This window comes from Streptomyces niveiscabiei, from assembly GCF_033794345.1.
Lineage (GTDB): Bacteria > Actinomycetota > Actinomycetes > Streptomycetales > Streptomycetaceae > Streptomyces > Streptomyces niveiscabiei.
Genome location: NZ_JARAYJ010000025.1, coordinates 34,999 through 60,696, shown reverse-complemented (window position 1 = coordinate 60,696; position 25,698 = coordinate 34,999). Strand labels below are relative to the sequence as shown.

The window sequence follows — 25,698 nt, the reverse complement described above, 5'->3', positions numbered from 1 at the left end:
GGAGCGTTTCGCTGGTCGCGCGCCCCCTTGCTAGGCATGTATCCCCGGCATAATCCAGCCATGTTCACCGAGCGGTCCCTGGCGGCCGATGTCCTCGCCGTCGGGTCGCCGTACCCCCTCGCCCTGACGGGGGGCTGCGCGCTGCGTGCGCACGGGGTGGTGGGGTGGTCGCGCGGGGTCGGGACGGCCACCGAGCATCCGTCGCGACTGGAGTGGATCGCCTCCCAAGTGGCGCTGGGACTGGCCGAGTTGGGATGGGACGCCCAAATCACCGAGAAAGGACCGCTGTTCGCCCGCCTCACCGTCGAAGGCGCCTCCGTCTCCCTCTGCAAGGAGGTCTTCCACCGCCCTCCCGTCGAGACCCCCTCCGGTCTCGCCCTCTCCCTCCCCGACGCCATGGGCGTGAAGGTGCGCGACTTCGTCCACCGCGGCTACGCCCGCGATCTCGTCCGCGTCGCCGCCGGAGCGGACTTCTGGAGCTGGCCCGAACTGGAGGAACTGGGCCGCCGCCACAGCCGCGACGGCCTCGAACTCGCCGACCTCCAGGGACGGTTGGTGCGGACGGAGTGGCTCGACGACACGGAGTTCACGGGGTGCGCGGACGTCGGGCGACTGCGGCTGTGGGCCCAGCTGTGGGCCGACGACATCGGGGAACGGCTGCTGGAGGGGGGCGTGCCGGAGGAGCGGTGAGCCGGCTCACGCCCCGGTCGGCCTCCGTGCCGCCGTGTCCAGTTCTCTCAGGTCCTTGAGGTCGATGCGTTGGGGTTCGCCGGCGACGACCTCCACCGAGAAGGCTGCTTCGAAGGGGGAACCGCTGGAGACCAGGGGGTGGTTGAGGAAGTCGGGGTCGGAGAGGAGGCGGGCGGCGGCGCTGGTGCCGAAGCCGAAGCTGCCGGCGAGGATGACGATGTGGTGGTCCGGCTGGAAGGGGTTGGGGGCGCGGACCAAGATGCCCAGGTCTACCGCCAGTTGGTTGTCCGGGGTGATGGCGGGCGAGAGGATCTCGCCCGTGCGTGCGTCGGTGATTCGCGCGTCGTGTTCTTCGGCGGGGCCGAACGTGTAGGTGAGCGGCAGGCGTTGGACGACCTCGGCGGTGACGCGGTTGGAGTGGGGGCCGCCGACGAGGATGAGGTTGGCCCGGCGTTCGAGGCCCGTGAGGTGGTGGCTCGGGGTGAGGGGGAGGTGTTTCACGCCGGTGCGCTGGAGTTGTTGCCGTAGTTCGTTGATGGCCAGGACGTCCCCTACGCCGACCAGCCCCGAGCGCTCCCAGATGTAGTGCTCCTCCTGGATGAAGATCGACGTCACCATCTTCAGGTCCTGTGCGGTGAACGGCTTCCAGAACCCCCGGGTGTCCCGGAAGCGCCACAGGTCACGGACCCTGCCGAACGACCAGCCCGCCACGAACGCCAGCGACGCGGAGGAGAGGTTCACCAGGAGGTCTTGCAGCGCGCCGCTCATCCAGGAGACTCCGTTCGTTCGGCGTGGGCTCCTGGTTTCTCCCCCTTACCGCCGGATTCGACGCCCGTTGTCGGCCAGGTGGAGAGCGAGCGTGACGGCCACCGAGACCGCCGCCATCGCCGCCATCGCCTGGGCGGGACCGGCGAGTTGGGCCAGGGAGCCCGCTGCCGCCGCCGAGAGCCCCTGGAGGGCGAGCATCCCCGAGGAGTGCAACCCCAGGGCGTGGCCGCTGAGTTGAGATGGCGTCAGGTCCATCAGCCGTTGCTGCTGCGCCAGGCTCGCGCCGAAGCCGATCGACGCGAGCGCCGCCGCCCCAGCGGTGACCGGGAGCGGAGGGTGGAACGCGAACACGGCGTACGGCGCCGCCAGGAGCAGCAGGAGCGGGGTCACCGCCCTGCGCCGCACGGCGGGTCGCAGGACCCGGCCGACGGTCACGTCACCGATCAGCATGCCCAGTGCCGCGCACGCGAACAGGGTGCCCGCCGCGCCGGGGTCGTAGGAGACGAAGAGCGATTCGCAGCCCACGACAAGGCCGTTGGGGATCCACAGGCCGAGGTAGGTGAGGCGGCGGGGCCGGGAGGACCACAGCTCGGCGTTCGTGCGCCAGGTCTCCGCCGGGGTGGGGCGGCCGATGGTGCGGGGCGGGCGTTCGGCGAGGGCCGCGCGGGTGATCGCAGCGGAGGTGACGTACAACAGGGCGGCCAGCGCGAGGACTTGGGGCGGGCTGACGATCGTGAGGAGCAGGCCCGCGGTCGCGTAACCCCCGATCTGCATCAGGCCGTTCATCATGTTGAACAGGGAACGGCCAGTCAGGTACGCCCCGTTGGGGAGGATCTCGTTCAGCAGGCCCCAGCGGACCCCGCCGCCCAGCGCCGAGACCAGGCCCTGGAGGAGCAGCACCGTGAACACGGCGCCCAGCGGGAGGCCGGGGACCGCGACCACGGCCGTCGTCGTCGCGAACGCCAGGGAGAGGGCCGCGAGCGTGGCGCGGGGGCGCAGCCGGTCGGCTCCCGAGAGGAGGAAGGTCGCGCCGAGGACCTGCGCCAGGGACGGGCCGAACATGCTCAGCGCGGAGAGGAGGGGGGAGTCCGTCTCGCGGTAGACGTGCGTGCCGAGGGCCAGACCGGCGAGGGTCTGGGCGGCGACGTGGGTCGCGGAGGAGAGGAAGAGGGGGGTGAATTCGGGGATCGCGAAGAGGGATCTGTACGGGGTGGTGGAAGGGGCAGCGGTCGTGGTGGGTGCGCCGGTCATGGGCGGAGTCTCGGGGCGGCCGGGGCGAGGTGGTTATTGTTTCGCGGGTACGCGAAAGGTCGCGCGAGCGCTCGCCGAGCATCCCGCGCAAGCCCTCGCCCAGAATCCCCGCGCGGGCCCTCGCCGAGAATCCCCGCGCGGGCCCTCGTGGAGCATCCCGCCCGGCAAGGAGGTCGTTCGTGGGCTTGTGGCAGGTCAACGCCGACACGCTCGCCCGGAGCCGGTTCGTGCTGTCCCCGCTCGCCGAGACCTTCGCCGCGCTGAAGCTGCTGCACGCCGGGGTGGGCCGGCATCCCGGGGAGAGCCGGTGGCTCGCCGCGCACCTGCCCGCGTACCGCGCCCGCCTCGCAGCCGACCCCGTCACCGCGCTGCTAGTGAAGGCGGGGCTCGGCCGGGACTGGATCGCCGACTTCCTGACGCCTACACCCCGGGGTGGAGAGGACTTCGCCACCGAGGTACTACGGGTACGGTCCGCCGGGGTCGCCGAGTCCCACGCCCACCTGCGGATGGCCCTCGCCGGGGAGCTGCCCGAGGTACTCGTGCGGGACGACCTGCCCGACCGCGCCGCCGACCTCATGGAGTGGGTGTGGGAGGAGGCCGTCCACCCCTACTGGGAGCGCAGGCGGCACGTCCTCGAAGCGGACATCGCCGTACGGCTGGACCAGGTGAGCCGGGGCGGCTGGGCGGCCGTGCTCGACTCCCTGCGGCCGGGGACCCGCTGGCTCGGCGAGAGCACGTTCCAGGTGAACCGGCACGAGTATCCGCCCCGCGAGATCTCCGGCGCCGAACTGGTCCTCGTCCCCGTGACGCCGCAGACGGGGTGGGTCGCGTGGGAGGAGTCCTTGCGGTACGCGGTCGTCTACCCCTGCGTGGGCGTGCTCACGCAGGAGCGCGGGGCGGGAAGGGCCGGGGCGCTGGACGCGTTGCTGGGGACCGGGCGGGCGCGGGTCCTGGTGCTGCTGGGGCAGCCCATGAGCACGACGCAGCTCGTCGCCGTCACCGGGCAGGGGCTGGGGTCGGTCGGCCGGCATCTGCGGGTGCTGTGGGACGCGGGGCTGGTGGAGCGGCGGCGGGTGGGCAGGTCGGTGCTGTATGTACGGACGGAGGTCGGGGACGCGGTCGTGGCGGGGGTACCTGGGTCGTAGACGTAGCATCCGAAGCATGACCAACAACGCCACCTCCCCCCTCCAGGTAGAGATCGACTCCCTCAAGGGCGGCTCCGCCGACCTCTCCCAGTACGCCGGTCAGGTCGTCCTCGTCGTCAACGTCGCCTCCAAGTGCGGGCTCACCCCGCAGTACTCGGGCCTTGAGAAGCTCCAGGAGCAGTACGCGGCGCGGGGCTTCACCGTGCTCGGCGTCCCCTGCAACCAGTTCATGGGCCAGGAGCCCGGCAGCTCCGAGGAGATCGCGGAGTTCTGTTCCGCGACGTACGGCGTGACGTTCCCGATGACCGAGAAGGTCGAGGTCAACGGGGAGGGCCGGCACGCGCTGTACGAGCGGCTCGTCGGGTTCGCCGATGCGGAGGGCCACACCGGCGACATCCGCTGGAACTTCGAGAAGTTCCTCATCGGCCGGGACGGCTCCGTCGTCGCCCGCTTCTCCCCGCAGACCGAGCCGGAGTCGACGGACGTCGTCACGGCGGTCGAGGCACAGCTCGCGGGCTGAACGGACCGCGTCCCTCTCCGGTACCCCGGTATGACATACCCCGGTACCCCAGGTACGACGTACCCCGGTATGACATACCCCCGTACCCCCACCCCTCCTTGACCTTCCCCCAAGGTCAGACCCGAGCCTCCTCCCACCGGACGACCCCGTCCGGTGACGGAGGATGGCGGGATGGACGAGGGACTCATCGGCATCGGCGCCTTCGCGGCACGCTCCCGCCTGTCCGCGAAGGCGCTGCGGCTGTACGACCGGCTGGGCCTGCTGCCCCCGGCGCACATCGACCCCGCGAGCGGCTACCGCTACTACCGCGCGGACCAGATCGAACGCGCCCGCCTGGTCGCCCTGCTGCGCCGCCTGGACATGCCGCTCGCGCGGATCGCCGGGATCGTCGAGGCGGACGGCGGGCAGGGCGCCGGGCTCCTGGACGCGTACTGGTCCGAGGCCGAGACCCGCCACGCCGAACGCCGCGCGCTCGCCGGCTACCTCCGTCGTCGTCTGACCGGAAAGGGCCAGGACATGGCTGACCTGTACGACGCGTTCACGGTCGAACTCGTGGAAGTCCCCGAGCAGTTGCTGATCACCGAGACCCGGCACGTCCTCGCGGACGAGCTGCCCGTGTGGATCCCGGCGGCGCTGGGCCGCCTGGAGGAGGCGGCGGCCGGCTGCGGCGGCATCGCCGGGCACCCCTTCGTCGCCTACCACGCGGAGTCGTCGACGGAGAGCGACGGTCCCGCCGAGGCATGCGTACCCGTGGGGGACGCCGGGGCGGCGCGGGCCTGGGTCGCGGGACAACCCCGTACCCGTAATACCCGTACCCGTCTGGAGCCGGCGCGGCGGCTGGCCGTCACGCGGGTCACCAAGGCGCAGGTCGCTCACCCCCAGATACTCGAGGCGTACGACGCCGTGGAGGCGTGGATGCGGCGGGAGGGGTGGGCGTACGACGGCCCGTGCCGGGAGGTGTACTTCGCGGACTGGGACGCGGCGGGGGCGGAGGACCCGGTATGTGATGTGGCGTTCCCGGTGCGGCGGGTGACGGCCACGGACTAGTCCCACCGGGCGCGGGCACAAGCCGAGCCCCCTCGGCAAGGACGGCGATACTCGTCGAGAGGGCTCTCGGTGGTGCTTGTTCAGTTGCTCGGCCGACTCAACCTCTCGGCGGACTCGGCGACTCGGTGACTTGGCTGCTCAACCGGCTGACGGGCTGCGCTACTTGACCGACTCCACGAAGACGGTCCAGGCCGTGGCGGGGAACGCCAGGACGGCGCCCTCGGGGCGCTTCGAGTCGCGGACGGCCAGCGCGGCGGCGGGCGACCTGACCTCCACGCACTCGCCGTTCCCGACCGAGTACGAGGACTTCGTCCACACGTGCGTGGCGCTCTGACGAATTGCCATCTCTGCTCCAGGTGCTGGTTCTCTTCGCGCCAACACCGTTGATCGCTGGCGCAATTCGACGCTACTGGGAGACCCCACCCCGGGTGGTAGTCATTCACCCGACCTGGTGGCATATTCCAGGAAAACCTCGCGCCGGACCGCAACAGCCCTGTACAGTGCGGCCTTTCACCTCAGCGCGCGTACTCCTTGGCGATGGACTCGATGGTCCGGCCGGACACCTCGACGTTCATGGCCTGAGCCCGCAGGTGCTCGTACATCAGGGCGTAGGTCTGCACGTCGTGGTGCTTCTCCAGGTACAGGTCGCTGGTGACGCCCTCGATGTAGACCACGCTGGAGTCGGCGAGTTCGGCGAACTCCAGGATCGAGTAACCCCCGTTGAGCCCGGGGTGCGCGCCGGCGTCGAAGGGCAGCAGCTGGATGGTGACGTGCGGCAGTTTGCCCAACTCCAGCAGGTGCTCCAGCTGTTCGCGCATCACCCGGCGACTCCCGACGGTCCGGCGCAGGACGGCCTCGTCGATGACGACCCACAGCCGTACCGGCTCCTTGACCTCCCCGGTGACGGGGTGGATCTGCTCGCCGAGCCGCCCCTGCCGGCGCAGCCTGACCTCCACGCGCTTCTCGATGTCCTCCGCCGAACTCTCGGGCAGCGCGCCCTTGATGACGGCCGCCGCGTACTCGGGCGTCTGGAGGAGCCCGGGGATGACCTGGGGCGAGTACGTGCGCAGGCTGGACGCGTCGTCCTCCAGGCCGATGTACACGCTGTACGGGACGTCCTTGAACGCGTACCACCAGCCCTGCTGGCGGGATTCGCGCGCCATCTGCATGAGGGACTCGACGACGCGCTCGTCCTCGATCTCGTAGACCCCGCACAGGTCGCGGACGTCCCGGGGGCTGATGCTGCGCCGGCCGTTCTCCAGTCGGCTGATCTTCGACTGCGAGACCAGCAGGCGTTTGGCCACCTGCTCGGCCGTCATGTTCTTCGACTCGCGGAGCCTGCGCAGTTCCAGACCGAGACGCCGACGACGCACGGTGGGATTGGTGTTGGACGGCATGAGATGTGCACCTCCGGCTGGATGCCTGTTGATACTTTGCGTATCTGCTGCTGAGCAGACTGCCACCAACAGGCTTATTACCGCTGGGAAACCACGGATATGCCAGCCAGGCCCGCAAGTTCGGGGATACTGGTGGATTGCACGTGTTCAATACCGCTTCAACTCCGCGCCGGGGCACCTGTTTTCGGACATGCGTCCGCGCGGGGCGGCGTACCGTTTCGCCTTGACCGGCGAAACGGACACACCACCCCGCGCGGTGCGCGCGGCTCCCGAACGGGTCGGTGGGGCGCGGAAGTCACGGCCGGCGGGCGGCCGTACGCGTCTGCGTCGTGGTACTGCGGCTCAGTGGGCCACGACGCGCGCCATGGTGGTCCGGCGTGGCTGCGCCGGAACTCCGTGGGCCGCTTCCGCGTTCGCCCTGGCGGGTGGCGCGGCCTGGCGGCCGGCCGGTGCCGGGGCGGGCCGGCGCGGCTGGACCGCCACGCCGTTCTGGACGTCCATCACGGCGTGCGCCACGAGGCCGCCCATCGGATCGTGCCTGATCAGGTCCCGTAGCCGGGAGCGCGAGGAACGGCCCTCGTTGCCCGGGTACAGGTGCTTGCCGAGGCCGACCGCGTGCGCGAGCGCGGCGAGTGCCGCGGTCCGCGGGTCCGGCGGTACGCCGGTGCGGATCGCGGAGTCCAGCCGGGACCTGATCTCCCGGCTGATCGCGTTGTCCGTCGCCTGATAGCGAGTCGTCGGCAGCACCCCGCACATCTGGCCGGCCACGGCATGCACCATGCCGCACCGCTCCAGATGCGAGAGGTACGTCTGACGGAGCCCCAGGCGGGGTCCGCCGATCCAGTGGACCGCGCGGACCGGAGCGCCGCGACGGCGCAGCAGCTCCAGTGCGTGGTCCAGTGTCGGATCACCTGTCGGCCGTGGTGCCACCACGGCGATACGATCCCCGTCAGGGGCTATCCGTCCGGCCAGCGCCAGCTCCACTAGCTGTGCTCCGGCCAGACCGAGGTCGAGCGACTGCGGCTGTGCAGTGGTACCCGTCGTCGGGTCCAATGCCAGCAACAGAAGCTCTTCCGGAAGAGTTCTGCGGCTCCTGCCCATCCATGCCTCCCCGCGTGGATGACAGACAGGGTGACCCCTCTCACATTCATCTGTCGAGGGTGCGTGACCTGTTTGTAAGGGAACCGGCAGGTATGTCGTTCTCGTCTACCGCAGGGGCCAAGCGCTCCACACAGGACACTGATACATGGTTCGGACAGTGCCGAGGCGCCGTCCGGGTACGGGGTGTTGGTGGCCAGGTACGCAGTACACGGTTCGTTTCGTGCCGTACGTCATCCCGTACGGCATATGAGGAGGCATCGGTGGCGGGCGAGTCCCCCGACAGGTCGAAGCAGCACGAGTCGTCACGACCGACGCAGGGTTCCGGCACGCCGGTTCCCGATCCCCGCGTTCCGGCGGGGGGCGCGGCCGGGGGCGAGGGGGGTGTGGATCTGGCTACGCGGGTGCTGATGTTGCCGACGGACGGGGGGGTCGGGGGCGCCGGGGGGTCCGACGCGGCGTCCGGCGCCGAGGCGGGCGGGGGGTCCGGCGGGGCCGGGGGGTCCGACGCGGGCGAGCGGGCCGACACGGCCGGGGGGACCGGAGACGCCGGGGACACCGAGGGGGCCGACACGGCCGGGGAGACCGGCGACACCGGGGACACCGAGCGGGCCAAGGGGTCCGGGGGGATCGAAGCGGGCGAAGGCGCTGGGGGTTCCGGGAACGCCCGCGCGGCCGAGAGTGTCGGCCGGGCCGAGGGTTCCGGGGACGCCGAGGTGGGCGAGGGCTCCGGCGAGGCCGGGGGTGCTGAGGAGGCCGAGAGGTTCGGGACGACCGAGGTGGCCGAGGTGGCCGAGGTGGCTGGGGATTCCGAAGGTGCTGAGGAAGCGGGCGCAGGCGCCGGGGGCGCCGGGGTGTCCGGGGAGGCACGGCAGGCCGAGGGTTCCGAGGTCGTTGAGGGGATCGGCGCGGGCGTGGACTCCGGAGATGCCGAGGGCGCGCAGGGTGCCGGGGATGCGGAGGCCGTGGGCGGAGGCGCCGGGGTGTCCGGGGGTGCCGGGGCGCGCGAGGGGAATGGGGTTGCCGGGAGCGCTGAGCAGGTCCGGGGTGCTGTGGAAACCCAGGGTGGCGAAGAGGGTGCGGTGAGCGATCGAGGGCGGGAGGCCGGGGGCGCCGAGGAGGTTCGGGGGCGTACCGAGGGTGTCGGTGCCGTCGAGGAGGCGGGCACCGAGGGTGGTGGCGCCGATGCTTCCGGTGATGACTCCGATCAGGCCAGCGTCCGCGGGGGCGACGGCGGGGCTGTAGGGCGTTCTGCGGGCTCCGGAGAGGCTGGGGGCGGGTCCGGGGAGTCCGGGGGCGTGAAGGGCGCTCAGGGGGCTCCTGGGGGCGCCGAGGGGGGCTCGGGGCGGGACGGTTCGGCTCGCGGCTCGGGTGTGGGGGCGGGTGAGGCGGATTCCGGGGGGTCCGGGGACGCCGGGGAGCGTCGTACGGCTGCGGGTGCCGTGACGGCGGACGCGTACGACGACGTCGACGCCGAAGTCGCCGACTCCCTTCAGGGAACCGCCGGTTCGGCCGACGAACAGGACAACTCGCCCGAGGGCGCGACGGATTCGTACGCCGATGGCGCGACGGATTCGAAAGCCGACGGCGAGATAGTCGACTCGCCGGCGGACGAGGCTGGTTCGGCGGGCACCGAGTCCAAGTCACCGACGGGGAACGCCAGTTCCGGCACCGCCGAGGACACCGAGCCCGGCGAGGAAACCCCCTCCGCCGAGAGCTCCCCCACCGCCGACACGGCCCCCGGCGACAGCTCCCCCACCGCCAGCACGGGCTCCGACGACAACTCGCCCACCGGCAAGGCCGATTCCGGCGACGCCGAGCCCAAGTCCCCGAAGGGCGACGCCGATTCGGGCAGCGCGAAGGGGACCGAGCCCGGCGAGAAGTCCTCCCGCGGCGACAACTCCCCTGCCGACAAGGCCGATCCCGACGGAGCAGACACCAACTCGGCCTCCACCGAGGACCGTTCCGACGACGCCGACCCCATCGACCAACCGACCGCGATCTTCAAGGCCGTACGCCCGAAGCCGAACGTCGACCAGCCGACGACGATGCTGAAGCTGGGCGACGTGGAGAAGCCCGGCACGCCGGACTCCGGAAAGCCGGGCGACGCCGAGAAGCCGGCCCCCACGGGAGCCACGGGCAAAGCCGCCGGCGCCGCCTGGACGACGTCCGCCGCCAAGAAGCCGGACACCGGGGAGAAGCCGGACACCGGGGAGAAGCCCGGCACCGCGAACGCGACCGCCGGCACGGACGCGGCCGGGAAGACCGGCACCGCCGAGGACACGGACGCCGCTTCGAAGCCGGACGACGCGGGCCGGGCCGACCCCGCCGGGAAGTCGGGCGACCCCAGGGGCACCGCCGGGAAGAGCGACGCCTCCGAGGAGACCGGCCCCGCCGGAAAAGCCGGTGCCACCGCAAAGAGCGAAGGCGCCGGGATCGCGGACGGGCGGAAGCAGCCCGGCGCCGCCGACGCCGAGGCCGAGCGGACCAGCAGGTTCGTCGCGCTGAAGCCGCTGGACGACCCGGCCGGCCGTAAGCCGCGTAGCTCCGCAGGGGTAGAGGCGACCGCTACCACCGCCGTACCCCAGGTCGGCCCGGAGCGGACCACCCAGCAACCCCTCCCGCCGAAGCCGCCGTTGGACCTGCTGGCGGAGCTGACGAACACGCCCCCGCCGCCGCCCACCCCGCTGCGCGCGCTCGTGCGGCGGGTGAAGATCTGGACGCCGCTGGTGATCCTGCTGGCGGTCGTGTTCGCGGTCGTGCAGATGGTCCGCCCGCTCCCGAAGCCGGCGCTCGACCTGACGGCGCAGAGCGTCCACACCTTCGAGGGCGGCAAGGTCGACATCCCGTGGCCCGCGCAGGGCCAGGCCGCGCTGGACGTCCAGGGCGTGGGCACGTTCGGCTCGTCGGGCCAGGAGAAGCCGGTCCCGATCGCGAGCGTCGCGAAGGTGATGACCGCGTATCTCATCCTCAAGGACCACCCGCTGAAGAGCGGCGAGGACGGCCCGAAGATCCCGATCGACCAGGCCGCACAGGACCAGTCGAACGCGGGCCAGGAATCGACCGTGAACGTCACGAAGGGCGACGCGATCACCCAACGCGAGGCGCTGGAAAGCATCTTGATCGCGTCGGCGAACAACGTCGCCCGCCTGCTGGCCCGTTGGGACGTCGGTTCGGAGACGGCCTTCGTCGAGAAGATGAACGCCGCCGCCAAGGACCTGGGGATGACGAACACGACGTACACGGACCCCTCGGGCCTGAACGACACGACCGTCTCGACGGCGATCGACCAGGTGAAGCTCGGCAAGGCGGCGATGGAGCAGCCCGTCTTCCGCGAGGTCGCGGCGATGATGTCGTACACGGACTACAAGGGTGAGTACCACTCGAACTGGAACGGCCTGGTCGGCAAGAACAAGGTCGTGGGCATCAAGACGGGTACGACGACCTCGGCGCTGGGCAACCTGATGTTCGCCGCGAAGAAGGAGGTCGGCGGGGAGACCCGGACGATCATCGGCGCGGTCGTCCGGCAGCCCGCCGGCGGCCCGGAGAACACGATCCTCAGCGCGGCCCTGGACTCCGGCGACAAGCTGATCCGCGCGGCCCAGGGCGTCCTGACGTCGGCGACGATCCTGAAGAAGGGCGACGTCGTCGGGTACGTGGACGACGGCCTCGGCGGCCGTACCCCCGTGGTAGTCACGCGGGACGTCACCGCGGTCGGCTGGCCCGGACTGAAGGTGAAGCTCTCCTTCGTCGCCGGTGATCTCCCGCACACCGCGAAGGCGGGTACCCAGGTCGCTACCCTGACGGTCGGCGACGGCGGCTCCGCGAGCGCCGTGAAGGTACCCGTAGCCCTCAGGAGTGAGTTGGCGGAACCCGGTTTCGGCGCGAAGCTGACCCGCCTCGGCTGACCCGGCACCCTCCCGCGGCCCGTCGTCCAGTACCACCCGGTCCTGGCCGGCGGGCTGCGTGCTAGCGTCACGAAACGGACACAACTCGACGGCCGCTCACCCTGTGGTCGTAACCCTGCGGTCTTACGGGAAGCCGGTAGGGGACGAGAAGAAGAAGACGGGACACGGGGAGTGCCTACAGGTGGCCACTGCGGAGCCGACACGCGACGACACCGGTCCGGGCCCGGACCCCGGCCCGCGAATACGGCTGCCCGCGCCGCACTCCGGCTCGCATGACCGGCTCGACCCCGCCGCGGCGGCCGGGAGCTCCGGGGAATCCGGGAGCTCCGGGGAGCCCGGGGTGAGGCCCTCGCTCGGGGCCCGCCTCGACGCCCGCTTCGGCCCCCGCCTCACCCGGCTGCGCGCCTGGCTGACGCACCACCTGGTGCTCTCCATGACCGTCCTCTCGGGCGGCCTGCACCTACTCTGGTTCTTCACGTTCGCGAACAGCGGCGGCGACCTGGCCGCGCAGGACGCGTGGGCGGAGTTCGTCGGCCGCCACCCCGACTCCGCGTACAACCTCGCCTGGTACGGCGGGATGCACCCGGTGTCGTACAGCATCATCTCGCCGTACCTGATGTCGGTCCTCGGCGTGCGGACGACGATGATGATCGCCGGAACGCTCTCGGCGGGCCTGCTGACGCTGATCCTGCTGCGCTCGCGGCCGGTGAAGAACCCGGTCTGGCCTGCACTGATAGGGGTCGTCGCGTTCCTGTGCAACGCGGCGAGCGGGCGGGTCACCTTCGGCCTGGGCAACATGTTCGCGCTGGGCGCGGTGGCCGCCGTCTTCTGCTGGCCGCACAAGTGGCGCCACAAGCGCTGGGCGAAGGCCCTGGTCGCGGCGCCGCTGGCCGCGCTGGCGACGATGTCGTCCCCGGTCGCCGGCCTCTTCGTCGGCCTCGTGGCGGTCGCCCTGTTTTTGCAGAAGCGACGCCCTGGGGCGTGGGCGCTGGGCATCGCGCCGGCCCTCGTCGTCGGCGTCTCCGCGTGGCTGTTCCCGTTCTCGGGGACGCAGCCGATGTCGATCGGCTCGGCGTCGCTGCCGTTCATCTACTCGGTGATCGTCTTCTTCGGCGTGCCGAAGAGCTGGAAGACGGTCCGGATCACGGCGGCGGTGTACGGGCTGTTCGTGCTCGGCGTGTGGATCGTCAGCTCGCAGATCGGCTCCAACATCACCCGGCTCGCGATGCTGTTCGGCGGCGTCGTGGTCGCGTGCGCGCTGCCGTTCGCGGTGCCGCGCAGCCGCAAGTGGTACGCGCTGGTGATCGCGACGGTCGGGTTCGTGGTGTGGGTCGGCTTCAAGTCGGTCGACGACGTCGTCCGTACGACCCCGGCGGCCTCCTGGGCGCGCGAGCTGGCGCCGCTGGTGAACGAGCTCCAGCAGGTCGGCGCGGGGAAGGGGCGGGTGGAGGTGGTACCCGCGCGCTCGCACCGGGAGGCGTCCGCGCTCGCGCCGTACGTGAACCTCGCGCGCGGGTGGAACCGGCAGGCCGACATGAAGCGCAACCCGCTCTTCTACGACGACACCCTCAACTCGGCGAACTACCACGAATGGCTCAAGCGGTGGGCCGTGCACTTCGTCGTCGTACCCAAGGACGCCCCGGACGGGGACGGCGCCGAGCGGGAGCGCGAACTGGTCCAGCGGGGTCTGCCCTACCTGAAGCAGATCTGGGGCGACGCCAACTGGCAGCTCTTCCGGGTCAACGACCCGGCGCCGCTCGCCGAGCCCGACGCGGTGGTCCAGCGCGCCGAGCAGGGCGAGATGACGATCGACGTGAAGCGGGCCGGGCGGGTCCTGGTCAAGATCCCCTACTCCCCCTGGCTGAGCGTCGTCGACGCGCAGGGCAAGAGCCTCAAGGCCCCCCAGGAGACCGAGGCGTCCAAGCACCGCGAGGAGGGCGAGCCGAAGGTCTACGAGAACCTCCACGGCTGCCTGTACGAGACGGAGGAGGACACGGAGGGCGACAAGTGGACGATGCTGGTCGCCCCCACGGCGGGCATCTACCGGCTGGCGGCGCCCTACCAGCTGCCCCGGGGGACGCCGTGCCCGGACGAGCTCAAGTAGTCCCGCACTAGTACCCGAGAGCTAGCGCAGCTCCGATACGTAGCGGTCGGTCCCCGGAATCGTCGGGATGAAGGGGGCCACCAGCTCCACCCTGCCGAGGCCCGACTCCTCCACCGGGGCGTCGAGGCCGGTGAAGTGGTCCTGCCAGACCTCCCGGGGGTCCCGTTCGAGGAACCACAGGAGGGTCAGGCGGGTGTCGGTGCCCTCGACCTGCTTCACGTACGACATGCGGTCGACGGGCAGGGGGGTGGGCCGGAAGACCGTCACCATCGCCGCCGGGGACGCCTTCAGGGCGCGCGGGAGGTGGAGGGTACGGAGCCACTGGAGGAGGTCGGTGCGCCGCTCGGGGGCCTCCGCGTCGATCACCTCCAGGATCAGCCCCTGGTAGGGGTGGTCCAGGGCGTGGAAGTCGCGGGGGCCGGCCGCGCCGTCGCGGTAGACCGTCGTCTCGTGGTCCTGGAACGCCGTGAGGACGTGGGTGCGGTCCTGGTAGACGCGGGCGTCGTGGTTGAGGCGGCGGTTGATGGAGACGGTCCAGCGCATGTGGTCGGCGTAGCGGCCGTCGGTGATCCAGTAGGTGGAGAGGTAGCACCCCTGGGTGACGGGCTGGGCGACCGCCGACTTCTCCGGGTAGCGCAGGAGCTGGAGGTCGCGGGTGGCGACCCAGCGGCGGCCCGCGTACATCCAGGGCATCGCCATCGCGCCGGCGTAGAAGTGGTCGTCCTCGTACCAGCGGTTGTAGGCGTACTCGTGGCCGGGGTGCGGTTCGACCATGGTGATCAGGGCGTGGCCGGGGTGGACGCCGTAGGGGCCGGTGGCGGCCAACTCGGCGTAACGGGCGCTGGATTCGGCCTCACCGGAGGCGGCCTCGCTCGACGTGGCCCGGCCGGTGCCGGTCTCGTTCATGTGCGTTCCCCTTTCCTGCGCGCTCGCCCATACTCTGACGGTCCGTCAGACAATGCGCCAGCGTCAGGAAGCGGCCAACAGGGAGGGTCCGTGTCTCTGCTCACCGGCAAGACCGTCGTCGTGTCCGGAGTCGGCGCGGGCCTGGGTCACCAGGTCGCGGCGGCCGTCGTACGGGAAGGGGGGAACGCGGTGCTGGGGGCGCGGACTGAGGATCGACTCGCCAAGTCCGCACGGGACATCGACCCCGGCGGGGCGCGCACCGCGTTCCGGTCCACCGACATCACCGACGAGCAACAGTGCGGCGCTCTCGCCGAGTTGGCGGTGTCGCGGTTCGGCGGGATCGACGCCGTCGTCCAAGTCGCCGCCTGGGACTCCTACTTCGGGGGCGTCCAGGACGCCGACTTCGAGACCTGGCGGTCCGTCATGGACGTGAATCTGCTGGGGACCCTGCGGATGACGCGGGCCTGTCTGCCCGCGCTGAAGGAGGGCGGCGGGGGCGCGGTCGTGTTCATCGGGACGCAGTCGGCGGTGGCGGCGCCCTCGCAGGTGAAGCAGGCGGCGTACGCGGCGTCCAAGGGGGCGCTGACGAGCGTGATGTACTCGCTGGCAAGGGAGTTGGGGCCGTACCGGGTACGGGTGAACACCGTGCTGCCGGGGTGGATGTGGGGGCCGCCGGTGGAGGCGTACGTGCGGTTCACGGCGCAGTCGGAGGGGGTGCCCGAGCGTGAGGTGCTGGAGCGGCTCGCGGGGCGGATGGCGCTGCCGGAGCTGGCGACGGACGGGGACGTGGCGGACGCGGCGGTGTTCCTGGCGTCGCCTCGGGCGCGGGCGATCACGGGGCAGTCGTTGCTGGTGAACGCGGGGGAATTGATGCGCTGAGCGGGGCCGGACCAGCCGGTTCACCGGTGCCGTACCACTCAATTCGGCGTTCACGTACAGGAATTGGGGTCATCTCACCGAACGATTTTACTTCTCCTTGACCCTCCTCGCGCTTGCCGTGAGCACACCATCACACCCAGAGTTCACATGCCTGCCCTGCCTGTCTGCTGCGAACCCCACGTTGACGGCGAACCCTGGAAGGGGGCACATGAACGGTCTCGACTGGGCCGTGCTCATCGGCTACTTCGGCGTGATGGTCGCCATCGGCGTCTGGTCGCACAAACGGGTCGACGACGTCAGCGACTTCTTCACCGCCGGCGGCAAGATGCCGTGGTGGCTTTCCGGTATCTCCCACCACATGTCGGGCTACAGCGCGGTGATGTTCACCGGGTACGCCGGCATCGCCTACACCTACGGGGTGACCTCCTTCGTCACCTGGTCGTTCCCCATCGCGCTCGGCATCGCGATCGGCTCGAAGCTGTTCGCGCCGCGCATCAACCGGCTGCGTTCACGGCTCCACGTGGCCTCCCCGCTGGAGTACCTGAAGAACCGGTACGACCTGAAGACCCAGCAAGCACTCGCTTGGTCGGGGATGCTGCTGAAGATCGTGGACGTCGGCGCCAAGTGGGCGGCGATCGCGACCCTGCTGTCCGTCTTCACCGGCATCTCGCTGAACCAGGGCATCCTCATCACCGGCACCATCACGGCCGTGTACTGCACGATCGGCGGCCTGTGGGCCGACGCGCTCACGGAGTTGGGCCAGTTCGTCATCCAACTCCTCGCGGGCGTCGCGATGTTCATCGCCGTGGTCGTCGAACTGAACGACAGGAACATCGGGTTCCTCGGCGCCTGGGACGAGCCCGCGCTCCAGGGCCACGGCAAGCCGCTCGTCGGCCCGTACGGCACCGTGTTCCTGCTCGCGTTCCTGTTCATCAAGCTGTTCGAGTACAACGGCGGCATGCTCAACCAGGCCCAGCGGTACATGGCGACGCCGAACGCGAAGGAGGCCGAGCGCTCCGCGCGGCTGTCGGCGCTGCTGTGGCTGGTCTGGCCGGTCGTCCTGTTCTTCCCGATGTGGATGTCGCCGCTGCTGGTCGAGTCGAAGAAGCCGGACGGCTCCGACTCCTACGGCCTGATGACCGAACAGCTCCTGCCGCACGGCCTGTTGGGGCTCGTGATCGTCGGCTTCTTCTCCCACACGATGGCGATGTGCTCCTCCGACGCCAACGCCATCGCGGCCGTCTTCACCCGGGACTGCGCGCCGGTCATCTGGAAGCGGGCCCGAACCTGGGACCAGGGGCAGGGACTTCGGGTCGCGCGCATCACGACCGTCGTCTTCCTCGGCCTGTCCATGGCGGCGGCGACACAGGTCAACTCCCCCGCGTTCAAGGACATCATCACCGTCGTCATCAAGTGGGTCGCCGGTCTCATGGGCCCGATGGCCATCCCGATGATGCTGGGCCTGCTGCGGCCGTTCCGCCGCTCCGGGCCGACGGCGGCGCTGATCAGCTGGTCGATGGGCCTGCTGGCGTTCTGGCTCGTCAACTACCCGATCAACTGGAACGTCGACGGCGGCGTACCCCTCCAGTATCAGGTGTCCGTACCCCTCGCGGTCTCCCTCGTCCTGTACATCGCGATCGGGTTCATCCGGCCCGAGGACACCCCCGAGCGGCTCGCGATCATCGACAAGATCAACTCGGACGACGACGGCGTGGCTCTCAAGGCCGACGGCCCCGAACACCAGGACCCGGTCCCCGCGCCGCGCACCTGACCCCCGTACCGCCCCCTGCCCCCGTGCGCGGAAACAGTGAGAGGACGGCCGAAAACCTTTGCGCTTCGGGCACAGGGGGCATACCGAGCAGCCCCTGAACTCCCCGTCCCCGTTCGATTACAGTGGCGAACCGTGTCGTACGGACGGCGGACAAGGGGCCGGGGAGGCTTGGTGTGAGTACGGCAGCCGGGCCCGTCTGGGGCCGTGCGGAACAGCAGGACTTCCGCAGCCGGGTACGCGGCACACTGCTCGGCGGCGCCCTCGGTGACGCGCTGGGCGCCCCGGTGGACCGGACCTCGGGGGACGTCATACTCCAGACGTACGGGGTGGAGGGCGTCGTCGACCTGCTCCCCGCGTACGGCAGGCGCGGCGCGATCACCCACCTCACCCAGCTCACCCTGTTCACGGTCGACGGCCTGATCCGCGCCCAGGTCCGCCGCGACACCGGCGCCTGGCACCCCCCTACCGACCTGCACCGCGCGTATCTGCGCTGGGCGGCCACGCAGCGCGACTGGGGTCCCGACCTACGCCGCAAGGACGACGGCTGGCTGGCCCGCGAGGAGTGGCTGTACGCCCGCCGCGACCCGACACGCCCGCTGCTCCTCGGCCTCGGGGACGAGCGGATGGGCACCCTGGAGTCGCCGAAGAACCCGGCGGCGGACGGCCCCGAGGCGCTCGGCCGGTCGGCACCGTTCGGGCTGCTGGTCGGCTGGGAGCCGCAGCTGGTCGCGCAGCTCGCGGTGGAGTGCGCGGCGCAGACCCACGGCCACCCGGCGGCCTACCTCGCGTCGGGCGCGTACGCGGTCGTCGTGCACGCGCTCGCCAGGGGCGACAGTCTCGACAGCGCGGTGCAGCGGGCGCTGTCCCACCTGTCGGCGCGGCCCGGCCACGAGCCGGTGTCGGAGGCGCTGCAACGGGGGCTCGGCGCGGTCAGGCAGGGCCTGCCGACGTCCGCGCGGGTCGAGGAACTCGCCGGGGGCGGCAGCGCGCCCGAGCTGCTGTCCGCCGCCGTGTACTGCGCGCTCGTCGCCGAGGACGTACGGCACGGCCTGCGCCTCGCCGTCAACCACGGCGCCCCCTCCGCCGCGACCGCCTCCGTCACGGGGTCCCTGCTCGGCGCGCTGCACGGCGAGACGGCCCTGCCCCCGGCGTGGCTCGCGGAGCTGGAGGGGCGGCCGACGCTGCTGGAGCTCGCCGACGACTTCTCGATGGAGATGACGCAGGGGCCGGCGCTGCACAACCCCGCCGGGGCGGCGCCGGGGTGGCTGGCCCGGTACCCGAGAAGCAGCGGGGTAGAGCTGGGGTAGGGGGTGGGGCGGGGTCGGGAATCGCCGGAGCGGCGGCCGTACCCCTCAGGTACTACCCGGGTACTACTCGACGACCCTGACCCTGGTCTCCGTCGCCCCGAACGCCCACAGCGCCGCGCCGTCCTCCTTGTGGAGGCGGATGCCGCCGGTCTGCGTGCCGGCCGGGGCGGGCGGCGGGGAGGAGCCGTCGACGGCGTTGGAGAAGGCGATGTTGATGCCGGACTTCACCGTGAAGTAGACGACGTGCTCGACGGCGACCCCGTCGGAGCCGGTGGTCGCGGGCGTGCGCACGGAGATCGTGTACGTCCCCGGCGCGGGGTCGACCGTCCCGGGCCAGACGTCGAAGGTGCGGCGGGACTGGTCGTCCGCGTCGACCAGCCAGACCCGGTCCGCGGAGAGCGAGTAGACGATACGGCGGCCCGTGCCCGACTTCGCGGGTAGTCCCGGAGTATTAGGCGTGGACGCCTCGGGAGCCACCGACTGCCGAGGGGTGGCGGACGGCTTCGGACTGGCCGCGGCCGTCGGATGAGGGTGCACGCCGTTGTCCGCTTCGAGCGCCAGGAAGCCCACGCCGACGATCGCCCCGGCCGTCAGACCGGTGACCCAGACCCACGAGGGAAGCCGCAGGGCAGGCACGGGCACGCAACTCCTCAGTCTCCGACCCCCGCACCTCGGGGGTCGGATCATCCTACTGTGGAGCGCCTGGCCGCCGGGCCCGTACCGGTCCCCCTCAGGTACCGTTCCAAGATCGCAACCGGCGCTCCACCAGGGTCAGTCGAGGACCGGCAGCAGCTCCGGGAGGTGCCCGTCGGACGCCTGAGCCGCCCGCTGCCGCTCGGCCGGGACCTCGCCGTACAGCGTCGTACGCGGCTTCGCCGGACGCCCCGCCGCCTCCGCGACGGCGATGAGGTCCCGGATCGACTTGTACGAGCCGTACGACGAGCCGGCCATCCGCGAGATGGTCTCCTCCATCAGCGTGCCGCCGAGGTCGTTGGCGCCGGAGCGCAGCATCTCGGCGGCGCCCTCGGTGCCCAGCTTCACCCAGCTGGTCTGGATGTTGGGGATCCACGGGTGCAGCAGGAGCCGCGCCATCGCGGTCACCGCACGGTTGTCCCGGATCGTCGGACCGGGCCGCGAGATGCCCGCCAGGTACACGGGTGCGTTGGTGTGGATGAACGGCAGCGTCACGAACTCCGTGAATCCGCCGGTGCGTTGCTGGATGCCGGCGAGCGTGCGGAGGTGGCCGAGCCAGTGGCGCGGCTGGTCGACGTGGCCGTACATCATCGTGGACGTCGTGCGGATGCCCAACTCGTGGGCGGTGGTGACGACTTCGATCCAGGTCGCGGCCGGCAGCTTGCCCTTGGTGAGGATCCAGCGGACCTCGTCGTCGAGGATCTCGGCGGCCGTGCCGGGGAGCGTGTCAAGTCCCGCTTCCCTGGCCTGAGTCAGCCACTCACGGATCGAAAGCCCCGTGCGCGTCGCGCCGTTGACGACCTCCATCGGCGAGAAGGCGTGGACGTGCATCCCGGGGACGCGCTCCTTGACCGCCTTGGCGATGTCGAAGTACGCGGTGCCCGGCAGGTCGGGGTGGATGCCGCCCTGCATGCAGACCTCAACCGCCCCCAGATCCCAGGCCTGTTGGGCGCGGTCGGCGACCTGGTCCAGGGAGAGGGTGTAGGCGTCGGCGTCCGTACGGCGCTGCGCGAACGCGCAGAAACGGCAGCCGGTGTAGCAGACGTTGGTGAAGTTGATGTTCCGCGTGACGATGTACGTGACGTCGTCGCCGACCGCCGACTTCCGTACGTCGTCGGCGATGCGGGTCAGCGCGTCCAGCGCGGGGCCGTCCGCGTGGAAGAGCGCGAGCGCCTCCGCGTCGGTCAGCTTCGTCGGGTCGTCGGCGGCCGTCGCCAGGGCCTGGCGTACGTCGGTGTCGATGCGCTCGGGGACCATGCCGGGGGCGGCGGCCTCGCGGAGTTCGGTCCAGTCGCCGTACACCTCGTCGAAGTCGTCGCGGCGGTCGGACGTACGGCCCTCGGTGTCGATCGTGCGGTGCAGGTCGGTGCGGCCGGTGGCCTCGAAGACCTCCTCGGGCTCCTGCCAGGGGCGGCCCTCGACGACGGCGTCCGGGATCGCGAGGCCGGTCGTGGGGTCGGCGAGCGCGCGGACGTGCGGGAGGAGGCGGGGGTCGAGCCAGGGTTCGCCGCGTGTCACGAACTCCGGGTAGACGCACAGGCGTTCACGGAGTTCGAAGCCGGCCGCCTCGGAGCGGCGGGTCAACTCCTCGATCTGCGGCCAGGGTCGCTCGGGGTTGACGTGGTCGATGGTGAGCGGGGAGACGCCGCCCCAGTCGTCGATGCCGGCGCCGATCAGGCGCTCGTACTCGCCGTCGACCAGGTTCGGCGGGGCCTGGATGTTCGCGGCGGGGCCGAGGATCAGACGCGATACGGCCACCGCGGCGACCAGTTCGTCGAGTTCGGCGTCCGGCATACCGCGCATCGCCGTGTCCGGCTTGGCGCGGAAGTTCTGGATGATCAGTTCCTGGATGCCGTGGTGCGCGCGGGAGACCTTGCGCAGCGCGAAGAGCGACTCGGCGCGCTCCTCGTACGTCTCGCCGATGCCGATCAGCAGACCCGAGGTGAAGGGCACGGAGGAGCGGCCCGCGTCCTCCAACACCCTTAGCCTGACGGCCGGTTCCTTGTCCGGGGAGCCGTAGTGGGGGCCGCCGGGCTCGGACCACAGGCGGGTCGCCGTCGTCTCCAGCATCATGCCCATGCTCGGCGCGACCGGCTTGAGGCGCTGGAGGTCGGTCCAGGACATCACCCCGGGGTTGAGGTGGGGGAGCAGTCCGGTCTCCTCCAGGATGCGGATGGAGATGGCTCTCACGTAGGCGATGGTGTCATCGTACCCGTGCGCGTCGAGCCACTCGCGCGCCTCGGGCCAGCGGTCCTCCGGTTTGTCCCCCAAAGTGATGAGGGCTTCCTTGCACCCCAGGGAGGCACCCTTGCGAGCTACGTCGAGTACCTCGTCGGGGGACATGAACATGCCGTGGCCGTCCCGGCGGAGCTTGCCCGGCACCGTGACGAAGGTGCAGTAGTGGCACTTGTCGCGGCACAGGCGGGTCAGGGGGATGAAGACGCTCTTGGAGTACGTGATGACACCGGGCCGGCCGGCCGCCGCCAGGCCCGCGTCACGCACGCGCGCGGCGGTCGCCGTGAGGTCGTCGAGAGCCTCGCCGCGCGCCTGTAGCAGCACAGCCGTCTCGGACACGTCGAGCGCGACGCCGTCCCGGGCGCGTTTGAGGGCGCGACGCATGGAGTTCTCGGTGGGGCCGGTTCCCGAGGTCGCGGAAGTCGTCATCCTTTGAGCATACGTTCGAGGTCATCTGAGGTGCGGGGGCGCTCGGTGGGGGTGGGGGCGAGTACGGGGGTGGGGGCGCTCGGTGGGGGTGGAGCGCGGGGTGGGGCGCGGGGTGGGCGTACCTCTCAGGTCCTGTCCCTCGTGAGTACTAGTACCCAGGGGGTGTGCGTGGTCGTACCGATGCCCGGGGTATCGGCTGCCGCCTACCGTCCTGGCATGTCCGTGGAGATCACGCCCGCCGCCGGGACCGAGCCCGCCGCCGCACCTGCCCGAAGCACCGCCGCGCGGGTGGGGCAGGCCGCGGGGCTCGGCTGCGCCGCGCTCGTCGCCGTACCCCTCTTCCTCGGCCTCGCCCTGCTCGTCTGGCTCGCCGTGGTGACCAAGGACGCGTCGGACTTCCCCCGGGTCGCGCCCCAGGAGATGGCGGACCGGGCGGTCGCGAACTCCCGGGAGGCGTACGGCGTGCTGGGGTTCACGCGCACGATCCCCTACGGCGTCGAGGACATCGGGGTCTCCCCCGAGAACATCCTGGACTCCGGCTTCTGCTACCGGGGCGGGCTCACGGACGAGATCGTCGACGGGGCCTACACCATGACCCACAGCTGGGCGCTGGACCACGTCACCGCCGGGCAGGCGGTTCCCGGACTGCGTCGGCTGCGCACCCATCTGGAGGACAGCGGGTGGGACGTCACGTCCTACGAGGAGGGCAGGGCCGGGGATACCTGGGAGCTACGGGCGATGCGCTCGGACGGTGAGGAACGGGCGTTCTTCAGCTGGTCCGCCGAGCGCGAGTACTTCGAGGGCGGCGCCTCCATGCCCTGTGCCGTGGACCCCGGGTGGCATACGGGGGACACCGGACCCGCCGGCGACGACGTACGGCCGCCGGACCTCACCCCGTCCCCGTCACACGTACGGAGCTAGCTCGTCCAGCACCCGCAGCACCTCCGCCTCCCCCGCCGGAGGCAACTGCACGACCGCCTCCTCGATCCCCAGCTCCGCGTAGTACTCAAGTTTTCCCCGGGTAGGCACCACGGCGTACGGCACGACCTCCAGCTCGGACGGTTCCCGCCCCGCCTCCGCCCACGCCGCGCGCAGCACCGGCAGCGACTCGCCGAGCCCGCGTCCGCCGATCGGGAGCCAGCCGTCGGCGTACTCGCAGATGTGGGAGAACAGCTTGGGTCCGGCGCCGCCGCCGATGAGGGTGCGCGGCCCGACGACCGGCCCGCGCGGCTTCCGCACCGGCTTGGGGTACGCGATGGACGGCCGTACGCTCCCGAACTCCCCCTCGTAGCCGGTGGGTTCGTCGGACCACAAGGCCCGCATCAACGCCATCCGGTCGCGCACCAGCTCCCGCCGGGTCCGCCACTCGACCCCGTGGTCGGCGGCCTCCTCGACGTTCCACCCGTACCCGAGCCCCACCGTGAGCCGTCCCCCGGACAGATGGTCGACGGTGGCGATCTGCTTGGCGAGGTCGATCGGATCATGCTGAGCGACCAGCGTGATCCCGGTCCCCAGCCCCAGCCGCTCGGTCACCGCCGCGGCCTGCCCGAGCCCGACGAACGGGTCCAGCGTCCGCCCGTACTCCCTGGGCAGCCCCCCACCCGCGGGGTACGGCGTAACTCTCTCGACCGGAATATGCGTGTGCTCCGGCAGATACAGCCCGGCGAACCCCCGCGCCTCCAACTCCCGCGCGAGACGCGTGGGAGTGATGGTCTCATCGGTGAGAAAAATCGTGACCGAGATACGCATACGACGGCCTTTCCGGATGTACAGCGGTACGACTACAGACGCGAGTGCCGCCCTCATCTGTACCCGGAACAACCCGAACTGTCCATACCGACCGGTCGGAATTGCGCGACCGAGTCTCCAGCCCGCAGCCCTCGCGAGCCTCAACCGACCGAAAACCACCCCCATTCGGACGACCTCACATCCCGATTCCCCTCACGCCTCCCCGAGTTCACCCGCCTCCCCCACACTGGCGCCATGTGCGACGACGCTCACGAGATCGGCAGACGTGCCCTGTTCGTGACGGGTGCGGGTGCGGTGATGACTGTCGGGGGCATGGGTTTTGCCTCCGCCGAGGGACGGGAGGAGGGGCGGGCGGCGAGGACCCTGCGGGGGACGTTGCCCGCCGGGGCGCCGGACTTCGTGTATGTGCCGGTGGAAGTCCCGGCGGGGGTCGGCGAGTTGAGGGTGGCGTACAGCTACGACCGCCCCGCCGTGCCCGCCGGCACCCCCGGGAACGCCCTGGACATCGGCCTGTTCGACGAGCGCGGGACGGAGCTCGGCGGCCGGGGCTTCCGGGGCTGGTCCGGCGGGGCCCGTACGGAGTTCTTCGTCCGGGCGGACGACGCGACCCCCGGATACGTCCCGGGACCGATCCGCGCGGGGACCTGGTACGTGGCGCTGGGGCCGTACACCGTGTCCCCCCAGGGGCTGACGTACGAGATCACCGTCACCCTCACGTACGGGTCACCGGGTCATACCCCCACTCCCGTCTACCCGCCGGAGCGCGCGCGGGGCCGGGGCCGCGCCTGGTACCGGGGCGACTGCCACCTGCACTCCTGGTACTCCGACGGCCGCCGCACCCCCGCCGAGATCGCGGCGCTCGCCCGCGCCGCCGGGCTGGACTTCATCAACACCTCCGAGCACAACACCCATGCGGGGCACGCCCATTGGGCCGACCAGGCCGGCGACGACCTGCTGATCCTGCTCGGCGAGGAGGTCACCACCCGCAACGGCCACGTCGTCGCGCTCGGCACCGACCCCGGCACGTTCGTCGACTGGCGCTACCGGGCCCGCGACCACCGCTTCGCACGGTTCGCCCGCCAGATCCACCGCGCGGGCGGCCTCGTCGTCCCCGCGCACCCGCACGCCACCTGCATCGGCTGCGCCTGGAAGTTCGGGTTCGGCGAGGCGGACGCGGTGGAGGTGTGGAACGGCCCCTACACCCCGGACGACGAGATCGCGCTCGCCTCCTGGGACGCGACGCTGGTCGCCGCCGTACGGGAGGGCCGCGACTGGCTCCCGGCGATGGGCAACAGCGACGCGCACCGCGACCCGGACGTGGTGGGCCTGCCCCAGACCGTGGTCCTCGCGGACGACCTGACCCGCGAGGCGATCCAGGACGGCATCCGCGCCGGGCGGTCGTACGTCGCGGAGTCCAAGGACGTCACGGTCGTCCTCACCGTCACCGGCCCGCGCGGCGAGCACGCCGGTATCGGGGAGCGGCTCGCGGTCGCCCCGGATACCCCTGTGGTCGTACACGTGGAGGTCTCAGGGGTGAGGGGCTGCACGGTCCGCCTGGTCACCGACGAGGGCGTCCTGTTCACCGGGGCCCCCGTGGGCGACTCGGGTTCGGGGGTCTTCGAGTGGCGGACGACGCCGTCGTACGCGGCGTACGTACGCGCCGAGGTCCGCCACCCGGCGACCGCGCCCGTCCTGCCGGGGCCGCTGGCGGCACTGACCAACCCGGTGTTCCTGGGGCGCGGACGGGGCTGACGGGGACGGGCTGAGGGCGCCGCACGATGCGGTGCGAGGACCTCAGGGG

Annotated in this window: 20 protein-coding genes; 11 read left to right on the top strand and 9 right to left on the bottom strand. The window is 71.3% G+C overall.

Features of this window, described 5'->3' with window-relative positions:
- The first annotated feature begins 60 nt into the window (after nucleotides 1-60).
- Nucleotides 61-690, top strand: a complete 630-nt coding sequence (locus PV682_RS29255) for a hypothetical protein (RefSeq protein ID WP_319734794.1) — start codon at nucleotides 61-63, stop codon at nucleotides 688-690.
- 6 nt (nucleotides 691-696) lie between these two features.
- Here PV682_RS29255 and PV682_RS29250 read toward each other — a convergent pair whose 3' ends face one another.
- Nucleotides 697-1,458 (bottom strand): hypothetical protein, encoded by a 762-nt coding sequence (locus tag PV682_RS29250; protein WP_319734793.1) that lies wholly within the window; start codon nucleotides 1,456-1,458, stop codon nucleotides 697-699.
- Nucleotides 1,459-1,503: 45 nt separating this feature from the next.
- The gene (locus tag PV682_RS29245; protein WP_319734792.1) at nucleotides 1,504-2,709 is read right to left on the bottom strand and encodes an MFS transporter; all 1,206 of its coding nucleotides are present in this window, start codon (nucleotides 2,707-2,709) and stop codon (nucleotides 1,504-1,506) included.
- Nucleotides 2,710-2,888: 179 nt separating this feature from the next.
- Here PV682_RS29245 and PV682_RS29240 point away from each other — a divergent pair, with 179 nt between their 5' ends.
- The 3 genes from PV682_RS29240 (at nucleotide 2,889) to PV682_RS29230 (ending at nucleotide 5,421) form a co-directional block, all read left to right on the top strand.
- Nucleotides 2,889-3,854, top strand: coding sequence for an ArsR/SmtB family transcription factor (locus tag PV682_RS29240; RefSeq protein ID WP_319734791.1), 966 nt, complete (start codon nucleotides 2,889-2,891; stop codon nucleotides 3,852-3,854).
- Between the two features lie 16 nt (nucleotides 3,855-3,870).
- The gene (locus PV682_RS29235) at nucleotides 3,871-4,374 is read left to right on the top strand and encodes a glutathione peroxidase (RefSeq protein WP_319734790.1); all 504 of its coding nucleotides are present in this window, start codon (nucleotides 3,871-3,873) and stop codon (nucleotides 4,372-4,374) included.
- 171 nt (nucleotides 4,375-4,545) lie between these two features.
- Nucleotides 4,546-5,421: a MerR family transcriptional regulator gene (locus PV682_RS29230; protein ID WP_319734789.1), complete on the top strand. Its 876-nt coding sequence runs from the start codon at nucleotides 4,546-4,548 to the stop codon at nucleotides 5,419-5,421.
- A 159-nt stretch (nucleotides 5,422-5,580) separates the two neighbouring features.
- Here PV682_RS29230 and PV682_RS29225 read toward each other — a convergent pair whose 3' ends face one another.
- The 3 genes from PV682_RS29225 to PV682_RS29215 form a co-directional block, all read right to left on the bottom strand.
- Nucleotides 5,581-5,766, bottom strand: a complete 186-nt coding sequence (locus PV682_RS29225; RefSeq protein ID WP_055722829.1) for a DUF397 domain-containing protein — start codon at nucleotides 5,764-5,766, stop codon at nucleotides 5,581-5,583.
- 170 nt (nucleotides 5,767-5,936) lie between these two features.
- A complete protein-coding gene (locus PV682_RS29220; RefSeq protein WP_319734788.1) occupies nucleotides 5,937-6,818 on the bottom strand; it encodes a helix-turn-helix domain-containing protein in 882 nt (293 codons plus the stop codon).
- Between the two features lie 342 nt (nucleotides 6,819-7,160).
- Entirely contained in the window at nucleotides 7,161-7,919 is a 759-nt protein-coding gene (locus tag PV682_RS29215; protein WP_055722827.1) for a GOLPH3/VPS74 family protein, read from the bottom strand.
- A 1,439-nt stretch (nucleotides 7,920-9,358) separates the two neighbouring features.
- On the opposite strand from PV682_RS29215, the gene PV682_RS29210 reads away from it, so the two are divergent.
- On the top strand, nucleotides 9,359-11,824 hold the full coding sequence (locus tag PV682_RS29210; RefSeq protein WP_319734848.1) for a D-alanyl-D-alanine carboxypeptidase: 2,466 nt from the start codon (nucleotides 9,359-9,361) through the stop codon (nucleotides 11,822-11,824).
- Between the two features lie 181 nt (nucleotides 11,825-12,005).
- A complete protein-coding gene (locus tag PV682_RS29205) occupies nucleotides 12,006-13,928 on the top strand; it encodes an MFS transporter (RefSeq protein ID WP_319734787.1) in 1,923 nt (640 codons plus the stop codon).
- A 21-nt stretch (nucleotides 13,929-13,949) separates the two neighbouring features.
- On the opposite strand, the gene PV682_RS29200 is transcribed toward PV682_RS29205, so the two are convergent.
- Complete coding sequence (locus PV682_RS29200; RefSeq protein ID WP_319734786.1) at nucleotides 13,950-14,834, bottom strand: hypothetical protein; 885 nt, start codon at nucleotides 14,832-14,834, stop codon at nucleotides 13,950-13,952.
- Between the two features lie 90 nt (nucleotides 14,835-14,924).
- On the opposite strand from PV682_RS29200, the gene PV682_RS29195 reads away from it, so the two are divergent.
- From PV682_RS29195 to PV682_RS29185, 3 genes are all read left to right on the top strand, one after another.
- The gene (locus PV682_RS29195) at nucleotides 14,925-15,713 is read left to right on the top strand and encodes an SDR family oxidoreductase (protein ID WP_319734785.1); all 789 of its coding nucleotides are present in this window, start codon (nucleotides 14,925-14,927) and stop codon (nucleotides 15,711-15,713) included.
- Between the two features lie 208 nt (nucleotides 15,714-15,921).
- Complete coding sequence (locus PV682_RS29190; protein WP_319734784.1) at nucleotides 15,922-17,484, top strand: sodium:solute symporter family protein; 1,563 nt, start codon at nucleotides 15,922-15,924, stop codon at nucleotides 17,482-17,484.
- Nucleotides 17,485-17,657: 173 nt separating this feature from the next.
- Complete coding sequence (locus tag PV682_RS29185) at nucleotides 17,658-18,791, top strand: ADP-ribosylglycohydrolase family protein (RefSeq protein ID WP_319734783.1); 1,134 nt, start codon at nucleotides 17,658-17,660, stop codon at nucleotides 18,789-18,791.
- 63 nt (nucleotides 18,792-18,854) lie between these two features.
- Here the strand turns inward: PV682_RS29185 and PV682_RS29180 are convergent, their stop codons facing one another.
- Complete coding sequence (locus tag PV682_RS29180; RefSeq protein WP_319734782.1) at nucleotides 18,855-19,433, bottom strand: hypothetical protein; 579 nt, start codon at nucleotides 19,431-19,433, stop codon at nucleotides 18,855-18,857.
- Nucleotides 19,434-19,562: 129 nt separating this feature from the next.
- The gene (locus PV682_RS29175) at nucleotides 19,563-22,148 is read right to left on the bottom strand and encodes a bifunctional FO biosynthesis protein CofGH (protein ID WP_319734781.1); all 2,586 of its coding nucleotides are present in this window, start codon (nucleotides 22,146-22,148) and stop codon (nucleotides 19,563-19,565) included.
- A gap of 216 nt (nucleotides 22,149-22,364) precedes the next feature.
- Here PV682_RS29175 and PV682_RS29170 point away from each other — a divergent pair, with 216 nt between their 5' ends.
- Nucleotides 22,365-23,069: a hypothetical protein gene (locus PV682_RS29170; protein WP_319734780.1), complete on the top strand. Its 705-nt coding sequence runs from the start codon at nucleotides 22,365-22,367 to the stop codon at nucleotides 23,067-23,069.
- On the opposite strand, the gene PV682_RS29165 is transcribed toward PV682_RS29170, so the two are convergent.
- Nucleotides 23,052-23,897 carry an LLM class F420-dependent oxidoreductase gene (locus PV682_RS29165; RefSeq protein WP_319734779.1) on the bottom strand — a complete coding sequence of 282 codons (846 nt, stop codon included), beginning with the start codon at nucleotides 23,895-23,897 and terminating at the stop codon, nucleotides 23,052-23,054. The genes PV682_RS29170 and PV682_RS29165 overlap by 18 nt on opposite strands.
- Nucleotides 23,898-24,131: 234 nt before the next feature.
- Between PV682_RS29165 and PV682_RS29160 the strand changes: the two genes are divergently transcribed.
- Nucleotides 24,132-25,649 carry a CehA/McbA family metallohydrolase gene (locus tag PV682_RS29160; protein ID WP_319734778.1) on the top strand — a complete coding sequence of 506 codons (1,518 nt, stop codon included), beginning with the start codon at nucleotides 24,132-24,134 and terminating at the stop codon, nucleotides 25,647-25,649.
- The last annotated feature ends 49 nt before the right edge of the window (nucleotides 25,650-25,698 follow it).